General features: G+C 70.3%; 13 protein-coding genes. 9 read left to right on the top strand and 4 right to left on the bottom strand.

What is annotated here, in order from left to right; translation table 11 throughout:
- Nucleotides 1-436: 436 nt before the first annotated feature.
- The 4 genes from ACESL7_RS05920 to ACESL7_RS05905 all read right to left on the bottom strand — a co-directional run bounded on the left by ACESL7_RS05920 (nucleotide 437) and on the right by ACESL7_RS05905 (nucleotide 4,109).
- On the bottom strand, nucleotides 437-1,330 hold the full coding sequence (locus ACESL7_RS05920) for a class I SAM-dependent methyltransferase (RefSeq protein WP_372892393.1): 894 nt from the start codon (nucleotides 1,328-1,330) through the stop codon (nucleotides 437-439).
- 41 nt (nucleotides 1,331-1,371) lie between these two features.
- Nucleotides 1,372-2,211 carry a class I SAM-dependent methyltransferase gene (locus ACESL7_RS05915; RefSeq protein ID WP_372892392.1) on the bottom strand — a complete coding sequence of 280 codons (840 nt, stop codon included), beginning with the start codon at nucleotides 2,209-2,211 and terminating at the stop codon, nucleotides 1,372-1,374.
- A complete protein-coding gene (locus ACESL7_RS05910; protein ID WP_372892391.1) occupies nucleotides 2,204-3,208 on the bottom strand; it encodes a phytanoyl-CoA dioxygenase family protein in 1,005 nt (334 codons plus the stop codon). Before ACESL7_RS05910 ends, ACESL7_RS05915 begins: the two co-directional genes overlap by 8 nt.
- A gap of 157 nt (nucleotides 3,209-3,365) precedes the next feature.
- Nucleotides 3,366-4,109, bottom strand: coding sequence for a TetR/AcrR family transcriptional regulator (locus ACESL7_RS05905; RefSeq protein WP_372892390.1), 744 nt, complete (start codon nucleotides 4,107-4,109; stop codon nucleotides 3,366-3,368).
- A 103-nt stretch (nucleotides 4,110-4,212) separates the two neighbouring features.
- On the opposite strand from ACESL7_RS05905, the gene ACESL7_RS05900 reads away from it, so the two are divergent.
- From ACESL7_RS05900 to ACESL7_RS05860, 9 genes are all read left to right on the top strand, one after another.
- The gene (locus ACESL7_RS05900) at nucleotides 4,213-4,977 is read left to right on the top strand and encodes an SDR family NAD(P)-dependent oxidoreductase (RefSeq protein WP_372892389.1); all 765 of its coding nucleotides are present in this window, start codon (nucleotides 4,213-4,215) and stop codon (nucleotides 4,975-4,977) included.
- An 11-nt stretch (nucleotides 4,978-4,988) separates the two neighbouring features.
- The gene (locus tag ACESL7_RS05895; protein WP_372892388.1) at nucleotides 4,989-6,197 is read left to right on the top strand and encodes an acyl-CoA dehydrogenase family protein; all 1,209 of its coding nucleotides are present in this window, start codon (nucleotides 4,989-4,991) and stop codon (nucleotides 6,195-6,197) included.
- A 31-nt stretch (nucleotides 6,198-6,228) separates the two neighbouring features.
- The gene (locus ACESL7_RS05890; protein ID WP_372892387.1) at nucleotides 6,229-7,812 is read left to right on the top strand and encodes an AMP-binding protein; all 1,584 of its coding nucleotides are present in this window, start codon (nucleotides 6,229-6,231) and stop codon (nucleotides 7,810-7,812) included.
- A complete protein-coding gene (locus ACESL7_RS05885) occupies nucleotides 7,809-8,855 on the top strand; it encodes a phosphotransferase family protein (protein WP_372892386.1) in 1,047 nt (348 codons plus the stop codon). The genes ACESL7_RS05890 and ACESL7_RS05885 overlap by 4 nt, the downstream gene beginning before the upstream one ends.
- Nucleotides 8,852-9,382 carry a TRAP transporter small permease subunit gene (locus ACESL7_RS05880; RefSeq protein WP_372892385.1) on the top strand — a complete coding sequence of 177 codons (531 nt, stop codon included), beginning with the start codon at nucleotides 8,852-8,854 and terminating at the stop codon, nucleotides 9,380-9,382. Before ACESL7_RS05885 ends, ACESL7_RS05880 begins: the two co-directional genes overlap by 4 nt.
- On the top strand, nucleotides 9,382-10,689 hold the full coding sequence (locus tag ACESL7_RS05875; protein ID WP_372892384.1) for a TRAP transporter large permease: 1,308 nt from the start codon (nucleotides 9,382-9,384) through the stop codon (nucleotides 10,687-10,689). Before ACESL7_RS05880 ends, ACESL7_RS05875 begins: the two co-directional genes overlap by 1 nt.
- A 54-nt stretch (nucleotides 10,690-10,743) precedes the next feature.
- The gene (locus tag ACESL7_RS05870) at nucleotides 10,744-11,796 is read left to right on the top strand and encodes a TRAP transporter substrate-binding protein (protein ID WP_372892383.1); all 1,053 of its coding nucleotides are present in this window, start codon (nucleotides 10,744-10,746) and stop codon (nucleotides 11,794-11,796) included.
- An 82-nt stretch (nucleotides 11,797-11,878) separates the two neighbouring features.
- Nucleotides 11,879-12,874 carry an NAD(P)H-quinone oxidoreductase gene (locus ACESL7_RS05865; protein ID WP_372892382.1) on the top strand — a complete coding sequence of 332 codons (996 nt, stop codon included), beginning with the start codon at nucleotides 11,879-11,881 and terminating at the stop codon, nucleotides 12,872-12,874.
- Nucleotides 12,871-13,825: alpha/beta hydrolase (locus ACESL7_RS05860; RefSeq protein WP_372892380.1), on the top strand; the 955-nt coding region annotated here is incomplete at its 3' end. The genes ACESL7_RS05865 and ACESL7_RS05860, both read left to right, overlap by 4 nt.

Raw genomic sequence — 13,825 nt, 5'->3', positions numbered from 1 at the left:
GACATCCTCGCCGAGCCGCAGATCATGGCGGCGGCGCAGGCTGAGCGCGCCGATCGGCGTCGGGCAGTAATCGAGTTCCTCGAAAAATCGGCTCATGTGATTGGCCGGCCCCGGAGGACACGGCCGCCTTTCGTCGGGATATCACCCCCCTTATCGAGGGGATCGCGCGATATCTCAATCGTCTCGAGTCGCGTCCCGTGGCGTCGGATGGAGCGGCGCGGCAAGGCGGGGCACGCCACCAGCCACGCCCAAGCGCCGCGCGGCTGTGCGCGACGACCCGCGTTTCCGCGATCGGGATCGACACCGCCCGGATGGGGCGGCGGAGCGCTCGCCGAGCTCATGCGCCGGTTTCCGGCGGTCGCGACCGGCGTGCCGCGCTGGCCAAAGAGGGCGGCCTCGGGGCGCCCGTCGCGTGGCGGGCGCCGATCAAGATCGCTCAGGCGAGGTCGGCGACCAGCCGATTGACCGGCATCGCGAAGGTCGGCTGGCCGTCGGGAGCCATGTCCGACAGCAGGCCCGCGAGATCGGCGAGCATGCGCAGACGCGCGGCCGGCGAGAGCACGAAGGCCGCATAGAAGAAGCCCGCAGCCTCCTGCGCCAGCGTCTCGGCCGGGCCCGACATCGTGACGACGCTCGTCTCGATGCGTACCGAGGCGCCGGGCAAGGCCGCGCGGGCCAGCGCCACGAGGTCGTCCGAACTGCGCACGCGCGGATCGCCGAGATCGACGGTGCCGTAGGCGGGCAACTCGGCCTGGACATGGCCATAGATCAGGTCGTGCACGTCGGCGTAGCCGGGCGCCGCCTCGGCCGGGCCGTCGACCAGCGCGGCGAAGCGGCCGCCGGGGGCGAGCACGCGCCCGACCTCCTCCAGCACCGGGGCGACCGGGTCCATCAGCGTCAGCGCCCAGTGGCAGAGCGCCACGTCGACCGCGCCATCGTCGAGTTCATCGAGCTGCTGCGCCTGGGCCTCGATCAGTCGCGCGCGACCCTCGGGCAGGCGGTCGCGCGCAAGCGCGAGCTCGTCGGGCGACATGTCGACCCCGATGAGCCGGATGTCGGCCGGCAGCGAGGCGTGGCAGAGCTGCAGAAGCGGGCCGGACCCGCAGGCGAGGTCGAGCAGCACGCGGTGGCGGGCAGGCTCCACCGCCTCGGCGAGCCACGCGTAACTCGTGCGCCCCGCCGCATCGCGGCAGCGCATTGCGCAGCTTTCGGTGAAGCCGGCGTGATCGCGGTGGATCCGGCGCAGGTGGCCGCGCAGGGCGTCCGGCTCGGGCGCCGTGCCGTTCGCAAGCCGGTCGGTCCAGTCGGTGCGCAGGGGCGCGTCGGTCATGGCGGGCCTTTCGGGCGTTCGGGGGGAGGGAGCGCGCCGGCTCAGCCGGTCACGGTCATCAGCCAGACGCGCTGGGGAAAGCGCCAGCCGTCGGGGCCGCGGCATTCAGCGAGGTAGTCGGCGAGCGGCGCGGCGGCCTCCATCCCGGCGAGGCTCGCCCGCTCGTCGAAGACGCAGCGTTGCAGGTACCCCTCGACGGCGTCCGTCTCGTCCGGTCCGGCGACACTGTCGTAGGTCACCTCCTGCACCTCGACCTCCGCCCCCGAGGCGCGGAGCGCGCCCGCGATCGCCTCGGCCGGGACGTAGGGCGCCGCGCCCTCGGGGCCGAAGGCGGCGAGGAAGCGGCGGTGGAAGTCGATGTAATGGCCCGCCGCCGCGCTGTGCGCGATCAGACCCGTGCCGCCGGGCGCGATGGCGGCGCGGAAGCGCTCCATGGCCGCCGCGATCTCGCTCTCGGGAATCGCGTAGAGCGCATGCGTCGCCCAGACGATGTCATGGCCGCCGGGTGGCGGCGCGAAGTCCTGAAGCGTCGTCTCGTGCTCGGCGACGGCCCGGAAGGGGGCGGGCAGCGCGGCCCGCGCCTCGGCGATGGAAAAGGCCGACGGGTCGAGCAGCGCGGTGTCGACGGGGCGGATGCGGGCCTCCGTCAGCCCGGCATGGCGCGCCAGCGCGACCGGGAACTTGCCCGACCCGCAGGCCACGTCGAGCAGGCGCAGCGGACGGTCGCCGGCGCGCGCCTGCGCGTCCTCGAAGAGCGCGCGCCAGTCGCGGGCCAGCGCGAGATGGCGGTAGTCATCGGTGGCGAGACGGTAGAACGCCTCCATCCCCGCGCGCCCCGCCTCGGACCAGTGGGCGGAGCTGCGCGCCAGCAGGTCACTCATCGCGCGACCCGGCGGCGTCGCCGACCGGCCAGCAGACCGGGTTGAGCGGGCTCGCCGCCACGTCGCCGGGGCCGACCCCGGGCATGAACTTCTGCCAGTCGCCCGAGACCATGGTGGGCGAGTCCACGATGCGCGCGCCGTCGGCGTAGTAGGTGTTGGCCAGCACGACCCGGCTTCGGTCGGTGCGGTTGCGCGCGGCGGTGTGGAAGTTGAGGTTGTGGTGAAAGCTCACCTCGCCGATCTCGAACGGCGTCTCGTCGACCGCCACGTTGTTCCGGGCGAAGGTCTCGGCCACACCGCGGTCGTAGTTGGTGCCCGACTTCTCGAAGGCCACGGCATCGACCAGCTTCCAGACGTCGATCGGATGGGCGAAGGCGAGCGGCCCCATCGCCAGCGGAATCGCCTGCGCCGGCGCCCAGGCGGTGACGACGTCGTGGCTGTCGAGCGGGAAGTGGTGATCGTCGAAATGCCAGGGCGTGCGGCCGCAGCCCGGCTCCTTCGACAGGACGTTGTCGTGGTAGAGCCGCACCGCCGGCACGCGCAGCAGGTCGGCGCAGATCTTCGCCACGCGCGGCGAGAGAACGTAGGCGCGCAGGAGCGGGTTGTCGGGCCAGACCATCTCGAGGCTGAGGAACCGGTCCTGAACCCCGCCGTCGATGTCCGCGCCGAACTCGGCCTCGAGAAGCCGCACGAGCTCGCCGCGCAGCTTCAGCACGGCGCCGGGCGAGAAGACGCCCTTGAGCTTGATGAAGCCGTTCTCCTGAAAAAACGCGACGTCTTCGCCGGTCAGCGGATAGGGCTCGGCCAGTTCCGCGATCACCGCCTCGTCCGAGGGCAGGGGAACATCGGGCAGGGGCGGCGCCGCTTCGAAGGCCGTGATCTCCTCCTCGTTGTCCGCGAGGCTCACGTACCAGTCCCACCAGGCCTGGTTGTCCTTGTCCCAGGGCTGGCTGACATCGGTGTCCGGCATCGTTGCCGGTTGGGGTGCGTCCTGCATTCACGTCTCCTTGGCCAGACAGCGAGCTAACTCGGGGCGCCGACATTTCAAGGTCGCGGTCGTGCCGAGGGCGTGCGCCGGTCGCACGGGCATTCGGGTGTCGATCGGGGCGCGGTGCGGACCGGCTCCCGCGCAGAGGGAAAGACCGCCCGTGGCTTTACCGGGTTTCGCCCGAGATGCGTTGCCGGGCCTCTTCGGTCAGGCAGGCCGAGAGCACGAAGTCCTGCACCGTCGCGCTGTAGGTCTCCAGCGTGACGCCGCGGCGCCGGTACTTCGCCCGCTTGACGTACCAGTCCTGCAGCAACGGCTTGATCAGGGCAGGCAGCAGCGGCGAGGCGTCGGGGCGGACGCATCCGCCCCGGACACCGCGTGCCACCACGTCGCCGAAGAGACGCTCGGTCAAGGCCTCGCTGTCCACGGCGATGCGGCGCTCGGCGGGGGGGAAGTTCTTGGCCTCCATGAAGGCGAAGGTGAACCAGGGCAGCAGCCCCTCGGTCAGCCGCAGGTGCGTGTCGATCATCCAGCGCAGGTGCGCGACGGGATCGGCGGTCACCCCCTCGGGCGGGGACGCCAGCACGCGCTCCACGACGTCGGTGACTTCCACGAGGATCATCTTCAGCAGCGTGGTCTTGCTGTCGAAGTAGGCGTAGAGCCCGCCGGTCGACAGGCCGGAGGCGCGCGACAGGTCGCGCAGGGTCATGGCCTGAAACCCGCGGCTGTTCGACAGGTCGAGCGCGGCCTCGAGAATCCGTTTCAGGCGGGGCACCGCCAGTTCGGCCTTGCGCACGGAAATCGTGTCCTGGTGGCGGGCCAGGATGGAGCGGCAGAGGTCCTCCGTGGTCAGGGCCACGGCCGCGTTCCCGCGGCCCTTGTCGTGCGTCCTGGCTTCGGACTGGGTCATCGCCGCCTCCGGTCTGGGGAAACAGGCTTGCCACAGCGGGGATCACGTTGTAAACGCCATCGAACGGACGTTCGATAGATCGGGGAGGGGAGGCCCTGCGGGCGTGCAAGACAGTCATCAATCCTGGCCCGGACTCGACGGGCGCACCGCGCTGGTGACGGGGGCCTCCTCGGGGCTCGGCGTGCACTTCGCCCGGCTGCTCGCGGCGCAGGGCGTGCGCGTGACTGCCGCCGCGCGCCGGGTCGACAAGGTCGAGGCGCTCTGCGCGGAGATCGTTGCAGGCGGCGGTCATGCCGGCGCGCTCGAGCTGGACGTGACCGACGCGCGCGCCGTCGAGAACGTTGTTGCGGCGCAAGCCTTCGATATCGTGATCAACAACGCCGGCGTGGCCGCGTCGGCCGCCGCCTTCGACCACGACGCGGCGACCATCGACCGGGTCATCGACACCAACCTCAAGGGCGCGTTCCACGTCGCGCGCGCCGCCGCCTCCGCCATGGCCGCCGCGGGGACGCCGGGCGTGATCGTCAACGTGGCCTCGATCCTGGGGCTGCGGGTGTCCGGGCATGTCTCGGCCTATGCCGCCTCGAAGGCCGGCCTCGTGCAGCTGACCCGCGCGATGGCGGTCGAGTGGGCGCGCCACGGCATCCGCGTGAACGCACTCTGTCCCGGCTACATCGAGACCGAGCTCAACCGGGATTTCTTCGAGACCGACGCCGGCAAGGCGCTCATCCGGCGCGTGCCGCAACGCCGCCTCGGCCAGCCCGAGGACCTTGACGGTCCGCTCCTGCTGCTCGTTTCCGATCTCGGCCGGTTCATGACCGGCACCGAGCTCGTGGTCGACGGCGGACACGTGGCCTCTCCGATCTGAAGGACGCAGCGATGGATTTCACCATTTCGCCCCGCATCGAGGATTACCGCACCCGGATCGCCCGGTTCGTCGCCGACGAGATCATGCCGGTCGAGGCGCGCGCCGAGGCCTGGGATGCGCACGAGAACATCGCGCTCGACTGGCTGGAGGCGCTGCGCGAGAAGGCGCGCGACGAGGGGCTCTGGTGCCTGCAACTCGCGCCCGAGACCGGCGGTCAGGGGCTCGGCAAGGTCGGCATGGCGGTGACCTACGAGGAGATGAACCGCTCGATCTTCGGGCCTCCGGTGTTCAACTCCGCCGCGCCCGACGACGGCAACATGATGGTGCTCGAAAGGGCCGCGACGCCCGAGCAGAGGGACCGCTGGCTCGCGCCCATCGTCAAGGGCGCGGTGCGCTCCTCCTTCGCGATGACCGAGCCGCATCCGGGCGGCGGCTCCGATCCCGGCATGATGCTGACCACGGCGCGCAGGACGGACACGGGCTACGTCGTCCGCGGGCGCAAGTGGTTCATCACCGGGGCCGAGGACGCGGATCATTTCATCCTCGTCGCGCGCACCTCGGACGACCCGCGCCGCGGGCTGACCGCCTTCCTGCACCACAGGGACGATCCCGGCTGGCGGATCGATCGGCGCATCCCGATCATGGGTCCGGAAGAACATGGCGGGCACTGCGAACTCGTCTACGAGGACATGGAGCTGCCGGCCGACCGGGTTCTCATGGGCGAGGGCATGGGCCTCAAGATCACCCAGATGCGCCTCGGGCCCGCGCGGCTGACGCACTGCATGCGCTGGCTGGGGCTGGCCAAGCGCTGTGCCGAGATCGCGAGCGAATACGCCGCCAACCGCCACGGCTTCGGCGTGCGCCTCTCGGACCGCGAGAGCATCCAGATCAAGCTCGGCGATCTGGCGATGGGGATCGAGACGGGCCGGCTCCTGGTGATGAAGGCGGCCTGGGCACTCGATCAGGGGAGCTTCGCGAAGAAGGAGGTCTCGATGGCGAAGATCCACGTCGCCAACCTCCTGCACAAGGCGGCCGACGTCGCCATCCAGATCAACGGCGCGCGCGGCTACTCGCAGGACACCGTGTTGGAGTGGATCTACCGCTACGCGCGCCAGGCGCGCCTCGTGGATGGCGCCGACGAAGTGCACCAGATGGTCCTGAACCGGCACCTGACCGAAGAGGGCCGCGATTTCTGGCGCTGGGAGGCGCCCGGGAGCTGAGGCAGCTCCGTTGTCCGGGGGGAGGAGACACATGTTCAGCGATGCGCATCTCGCGCCACGGGCGGCGAATTTCGAGCCGCTGACGCCGCTCGCATTCCTGTCGCGGGCACTGGAGGTTCATGGCGACCGGCCGGCGGTCGCCTGGCGTGACATGCGGTGGACCTATGCGGAGTTCGGCGCGATCGTCGCGCGCATGGCCGCGCACCTGCGCGCCCGCGGTGTCGGGCCCGGCAGCGTGGTCTCGGTGATGCTGCCGAACCGTCCCGAGGCGCTCGCCGCGCAGTTCGCCGTGCCCGCGCTCGGTGCCGTGCTGAACGCCGTCAACATCCGGCTGAGCGGCGACGAGGTCGCCTACATCCTCGACCACTCGGGCAGTCGGCTCCTGCTCTGCGACGCCGATCTCCGGCCCGATCTCGGCGCCGACGCGCCGCCCGTCGATGTGGTCTGCAGCGCCCCCGGCGCCGGCGACGGGCTGGATTTCTACGCCGGCCCCGCGCCCGACCTCGACCTGAGCGCCGAGGTGCACGACGAGACGCAGGCGATCGCGCTCAACTACACCTCCGGCACCACGGGGCGCCCCAAGGGCGTCGTCTACTCGCACCGCGGCGCCTACCTGAACGCGGTCGGCAACGCGCTGGCCCTCGGGCTCGATGCCGACGCGCGCTATCTCTGGACGCTGCCGCTCTTTCACTGCAACGGCTGGTGCCAGGGCTGGGCGCTGACCGCGGTCGGCGGGATGCATGTCTGCCTCGACGCGGTCCGGCCCGACCTGATCCTCGAGGCGATCACCACCCATTCCGTGACGCACATGAGTTGCGCGCCCGTGGTGCTTTACATGCTGCTCGAGCATGCCACCGAGCCTCCGCCGGTGCGGGTGCGCGTGGCCACGGGCGGCGCGGCGCCGACCCCGGCGCTGCTGTCGTGGCTCTCGGGGCTCGGATTCGAGCTCGCGCATATGTACGGGCTGACCGAGAGCTACGGGCCGGCCACGATCAACGCCCCCGACGCCTCCGACATGGAGGTCGATGCGCTGGCCGAGACGCTGGCGCGGCAGGGCAACCGCCACGTCACCGCAGGGCGCGCCCGCGTAATCGACGAAGCGGGCCGGGACGTGCCGGCCGACGGCGAGACGATGGGTGAGATCGTGCTCGCCGGCAACACGGTCATGTCGGGGTATTTCCGCGACGCGGAGGCGACCGAGCAAGCCTTTCGCGGCGGCGTCTTTCACAGCGGGGACCTGGCCGTCGTCCACCCCGACGGGCAACTCGAGATCCGCGACCGCGCGAAGGACATCGTCATCACCGGCGGCGAGAACGTCTCGACGATCGAGGTGGAAAAGACCCTGCATTGCCACCCCGACGTGCGCCTCGCGGCCGTCGTCGCTGCGCCGCACCCGAAATGGGGCGAGACGCCCTGGGCCTTCGTCGAGACGCGCGAGGGCAGCGCGCTGACGGAGGCGGCGCTCGACGCCTTCTGCAAGGAGCGGCTCGCCGGGATGAAGCGGCCCCGCCGTTTCGTGTTCGGGCCGTTGCCGAAGACCGCGACCGGCAAGATCCAGAAATTCGTCCTGCGCGCGCGGGCGCAGGAGATGGCGCAGGAGGCGCAGACGGCATGAGGGACGCGACGGCGAGCGACCTCGACGCGGACGCGCTGGCGGGCTGGCTCTCGGACCGCCGCCCCGGTCCCGCGACGCCGCACCTCGAACGTATCGGCGGCGGTCAGTCGAACCCGACGTGGTTCGTGGACTGGGGCGCCGACCGTTTCGTGCTGCGCAAGAAGCCGGACGGGCCGATCCTGCCCGGCGCCCACGCCGTGGAACGCGAGTTCCGCGTGCTGCGCGCGCTTCGCGACACCGATGTGCCGGTGCCCAGGGTGCGCTGGCTCGAGGAGGATCCGTCGGTGCTCGGCACGCCGTTCTACGTGATGGATCGGCTCGAGGGCCGCGTCTTCGACGATGCGCGGCTGCCAGGCGTCTCCGCACCCGAGCGGCGCGAGATGTATCTCGACATGGCACGCACCCTCGCCAGGCTCCACGCCGTGCGCCCGGACGACGTGGGGCTCTCGGATTACGGCAAGCCCGGCAACTACTTCGCCCGCCAGATCGCGCGCTGGTCGCAGCAGTACGAGGCCTCCACCGGGCCCCGGATCGCGGCGCTGGACCGGCTGGTGGACTGGCTGCCGCGCAACATGCCCGGGGACGACGGCGCGGTGTCCATCGCGCACGGCGATTTCCGGATCGGCAATCTCATGTTTCACCCGACCGAGCCGCGCGTGATCGGCGTGCTCGACTGGGAGCTGTCCACGCTCGGCCACCCGCTGGCCGACCTCGGCTTCTGCGTGATCCCGTGGCACAGCGCGCCGGACGAGTACGGCGGCCTGCTCGGCACGGACTGGCCGGAGGCGGGCATCCCGACGCGCGAGGCCTTCGTCGCGGAATACCATGCGCATGCGCGCCCCACCGCGGCGCTGCGCCCGTTCCATGTCGCGTTCGCGCTTTTCCGGTTCTCGGTGATCTTCGTCGGTATCGCCGACCGCGCGCGGGCAGGCTCGGCCGCCTCGGCGGAGGCCGCCACGCTCGCGCCTCTGGCCGAGCGTTTCGCGATCCGGGCCACGCAGGTGATCGACCGCGCCGCAGCCGCAGGGGAGGGTGGACCATGATCGTTCTCAGGGCAATCCATTCGATCAATCTGGCGATCGGGAAAGCGGTCAGTTTCCTCATCTGGGCGGGGATCGTGGTGCTTTGCTACGAAGTGGTCGCGCGCTACGCCTTCGGCCAGCCGACGCTCTGGGCGCATGGCTACACGCAGCGGATCTTCGGCGCCTATTTCGTGCTGGTCGGAGCCTACACGCTGATCCGGCAGGACCACGTGCGCGTGGATCTTCTGCTCAACGTCGCCTCGCCGCGGTGGCGCGCGCTTCTCGACCTCGTCAATTTCAGTTTCCTGCTGCTCTGGACGGGCGTTCTGAGCTGGGAGGCGTTCTGGTTCTTCGAGGACAGCTGGCGCTTTTCGGAGGTCGACGACAGCGCGTTGCGCCATCCGATGTGGCCGGTGAAACTCGCCATGTTCCTGGGCGTCGCGCTGATCGCGGTGCAGAGTGTCGTCGAATGGATCCGCTCGGCCATTCTCATCGTCAATCCATACATCGATGTCGGCCGCGACGCCGGCCGCGGGGGCGTCGTCTGATGACACCGGAACTTCTCACCATCGGCATGTTCAGCATGCTCCTCGGCGCGATCCTTCTGGGCGTCTCGCTCTCCTTCGCGCTTGGCGGCACCGCCGTCGTCTTCGGGTTGTTGCTTTTCGGCACGAACGGGATGTTCACGATCGTCTCGACGATGTTCGGGTCGCTCTGGTCGATCCTGCTCTCGGCGATCCCGCTCTTCGTCTTCATCGGGGTCGCGCTCGCCCGTTCGCAGATCGCGCGGGATCTCTACCATGCCTTCTATCTCTGGTCGGGGCGCACGCCGGGCGGGTTGCTGATCGGGACCTCCGGCTTCGCCGCCACGCTCTCGGCGATGACGGGGAGCTGCGCGGCCTCGACGGTCACGACCGGCCTTGTCGGAATGCCCGCGATGGAGGAGCGCAACTACGACCGGCGCTTCGTGCTGGGCACGATCGGGGCATCGGGGACGCTGGGTATCCTGATCCCGCCCTCGATCACTCTGATCCTGATCGGGATGCAGACCGGGCAGTCGGTCGGGCGGCTCTTCATGGGAGGGCTGATCGCGGGGCTGTTCCTTCTCGGGATGTTCATCCTCTATGTCGCGATCCGCAGCCGTATCACCCCGGCGCTCGCGCCGGGCGCAGCGGCGCGCGCGCCGCTCGGCGAACGGGTCCGCTCGCTCAAGGCGGTGATCCTGCCGCTCGTCGTGATCCTCTCGGTGCTCGTCTCCATCTTCGCAGGCATCGCCACGCCGACGGAGGCCGCGGCGGTGGGCGCGGCGGCGGTCGTCTTGTCCGTCGCCATAAGGGGCGAACTGAACTGGTCCTACATCCGCGCCGTCAGCCATGACACGGCGACGATGACCGGCATGGTGATCTGGATCGTCTTCGGGGCTTCGGCCTTCGTCGCGGTCTACGGCGGGGGCGGTGGCACGCGGTTCATGCAGGGCTTCCTCATGGGGCTCGAAATGGAGCCGTGGATGATGATCCTGATGATGCAGGCGATCACGCTGGTGCTCGGCATGTTCCTCGACCCGGTCGGGATCATCCTGCTCGTGCTGCCGATCTTCTTTCCGATCGTCGTCACGCTCGGCTACGATCCGATCTGGTTCTGCATCCTGTTCCAGCTCAATCTCTGCATCGGCTACATCTCGCCGCCCTTCGGCTACAATCTTTTCTACCTGAAGAGCCTGAGCCCGCAGACGCCGATCGTCGAGATCTACCGCGCGATCTTTCCATTCCTGTTTCTGATGCTGCTGACCGGAGCCGTGATCTTCCTGTTTCCCGGGCTCCTCACCAGCTTCACCGATATTCCCGCAGCGCGCTGACGCGGCGGGGATCACGTCCGACAGCGACGTTCAACAGTGGAGGAGGAGACCACCATGACCAAGAGCAATCCAAGCCTTTCGCGCCGCGGGTTTTTCGCGGCCTCTGCCGGGGCCGCCGCCGGCACCGCGCTCGCCGCGCCGCCGGTGATCGCGCAGGGCAACACCGTCTGGCGGATGCAGACGCACTGGCCGACCGGGAACTGGTACTACGACGACATCTTCGTCAAGTTCTGCAACCGGATCACCGAGGCGACCGGCGGCGAGCTGACCGTCGAACCCTACGCGCCGGGCGCCGTCGTGCCGACGGGCGACGTCCTGAACGCGGTGCGCCGCGGCCTGCTGGAAAGCGCGTTCATCTACCCGGCCTACTGGATCGGGCGCGTCCCGGCGGCGGGGCACCTGAACGGGCACATCGGCACCTGGGCTCGGCATGAGGAGATGGACATCTTCTACTACGAGATGGGCGCCATCGACGTGATCCGCGACGCCTACGCCGAGCAGGGCGTCCATCAGGTCGGCCCGGTCTCCTACTCGGGCCTCACGCTCTGGGCGAACCGCCCGCTGCGCACGGTCGAGGACTTCTCCGGCTGGCCGGTGCGCTCCACCGGCGCGGCCGGGCTCGTGCTCGAGAAGGTCGGCGCGGCGCCGGTCTCGATCCCCGGCGGCGAGCTCTATCAGGCACTGCAGACCGGTGTGGTCGACGGCGCGCACTGGGGCGCGACCGCCACCGCCTGGGGGATGAACTTCCAGGAGGTCTGCGACTACATCATCGAGCCCGACCTGGTGGGGCACCTGAACGGGGAGGTGATGGTCGGTCTCGACGCGTGGAACGCCATCGGCGAGGACCTGCGCGCCGTGGTCACCGACGTCACCCGCGCCACCTCCGCGGAAGCGGCGGCGCATTTCCTCTACCGGGATATCCTGTTCAAGCAGGAATTCGTCAACGACTTCGGCGGCGAACTGATCCGGATGGAGGACGACACGCTGCAGGCCCTGCGGACCGCCTCGCTCGAGGTGGTGGACGAGTACTCGGAGCAGGACCCCGAGTACTCGGGGCGACTCGGCGAGATGCTGCACGAGTTCCTCAAGACCACCGGCCGGGCCTGAACCGCCCGATCGCCGACGCGACATGCGAGGGGCCGCTGCGGCGGCCCCCGCTTCCGATCCGCCCCGAGATGCCGAGGATCCGATGCCCTTGCCCCGTGTCATGACCGTTGTCGAAATCACCGAATACGGCGCGCCCGACGTGCTCAAGCCCAACACCGCGCCGGTGCCCACTCCGGGTGAGGGGCAGATCCTGATCCGCGTCGATCATGCCGGGGTCAATCGCCCCGACGCGCTGCAGCGCGCCGGCAACTATGCGCCGCCGCCGGACGCTTCGCCCCTGCCGGGGCTGGAGGCCGCCGGACATGTCGCCGCGGTCGGGCCGGGCGTCACGCGCTGGCGCGAGGGCGACGCCGTCACCGCGCTGCTGCCGGGCGGGGGCTATGCCGAATACGCCCTGACCGACGCGGACCACGCCCTGCCCGTGCCGAGGGGCATGGAGATGGCGGCCGCGGCGGGGCTCTGCGAGACATTCTTCACCGTCTGGACCAACGTGTTCATGCGCGGCGGGCTCGCCGCGGGCGAGCGTTTCCTGGTGCACGGCGGGTCCTCCGGGATCGGCACCACCGCGATTCAGCTCGCGCGGCTGCGCGGCGCGCGCGTCTTCGCGACCGCCGGCTCCGAAGAGAAATGCGCGGCATGCCGGGACCTCGGCGCCGAGGTCGCGATCAATTACCGCCAGCAGGATTTCGTAGAAGTCCTGCGCGACGAGGGTGGCGCCGATCTCATCCTCGACATGGTCGGCGGCGACTACATCGCGCGCGATCTCGATGCGCTGGCGATGGACGGTCGGCTCGTGCAGATTGCCTTCCTTCAAGGCGCGCAGGTCGCGCTCGACCTGATGCAGGTGATGACCCGGCGCCTGACATTGACGGGCTCGACCCTGCGTCCGCAGTCGCGCGCCGCCAAGGCCGAGATCGCGCGCGCCCTGGAATCCGAGGTCTGGCCGCATCTTGAAAGCGGCGCGATCGCCCCCGTCATGGACAGTGTCTTCCCGCTGTCCCGCGCGGCCGAGGCGCACGCCCGGATGGAAAGCTCCGCGAACATCGGCAAGATCGTCCTCGCGGTGGGCGCCGCGTGAGCGACTGGCGCAGTTTCGACCGTTCTGCACGACACGAGATCGCCTCCTCGCAATGTGCGGGCCTGCGCCTCGTGCTGCGTCAGCGCGGCACGGGCAGCCCGGTTCTCTTCGTCCACGGCGCGACCTTCTCGGGGCGGATCTTCGACATCCCGCACCCGGACGCGAACTGGCTCGACGCTGCCGCGCGGGCCGGGGTCGCGGCCTATGCGCTCGACATCCGCGGCTACGGCCTCTCGAAGCCTGTCGGCGTGGTCGCCGACGCGCCCTACGCGACCGGCACCGAGGCCGTCGCGGATATCGCGGACGCGGTGGACTGGATCTCCGCCCGTCACGGCGGCGCGCGGGTCGCGGTCGTCGGCTGGTCCTGGGGCAGCGTGACCAGCGCGCGGTACGTGCTCGGCGCGGGCCGCGGACGCGTCGCCGCCCTTGCGCTCTACGCGCCGATCTTCGCCACGCCAAACGCCGCGTGGCGCGCGCTGCTGTCGGACCCGGACGCACCGGGCCGACCGCGTGCCTTCGGCCCCTTCCGCCGCGTGACGCCGCAGGACGTGCGCGCGCGCTGGGACGCACAAATGCCGCCCGGTGCCACGTGGCGGCGCGAAGGCGTCCTCGACGCGCTGGTCGAGGCCTCGATCGAGGACGACACGCCGGGCGCGGACGCCTTTCGCGTGCCCAACGGCGCGTTCATGGACCTGTGGGCGTGTTTCAACGGCCGCCCGCTCCATGACCCGGCAGGGATCGACTGCCCGACGCTGCTGATCCGGGGCGCGCAGGACCCGACCTCGACGCGCGGGGATGCGCTGGCCCTCTTCGACAGGCTGGGCGCGGAGGACCGCAGCTATGTCGAGATCGCGGGAGGCACCCATTTCGTCAACGCCGAGATCCGGGGCGCGACGCTCTTCGAGGCGGTCCACGCGTTCCTGCATCGGACGATGGCGCAGCCGCCCGGGG

Origin of the sequence: Rhodosalinus sp., assembly GCF_041685465.1 — a bacterium.
GTDB lineage: Bacteria > Pseudomonadota > Alphaproteobacteria > Rhodobacterales > Rhodobacteraceae > Rhodosalinus.
Note: the sequence above shows the minus strand (reverse complement) of the source record. Positions and strands in the feature narration are given on the sequence as shown.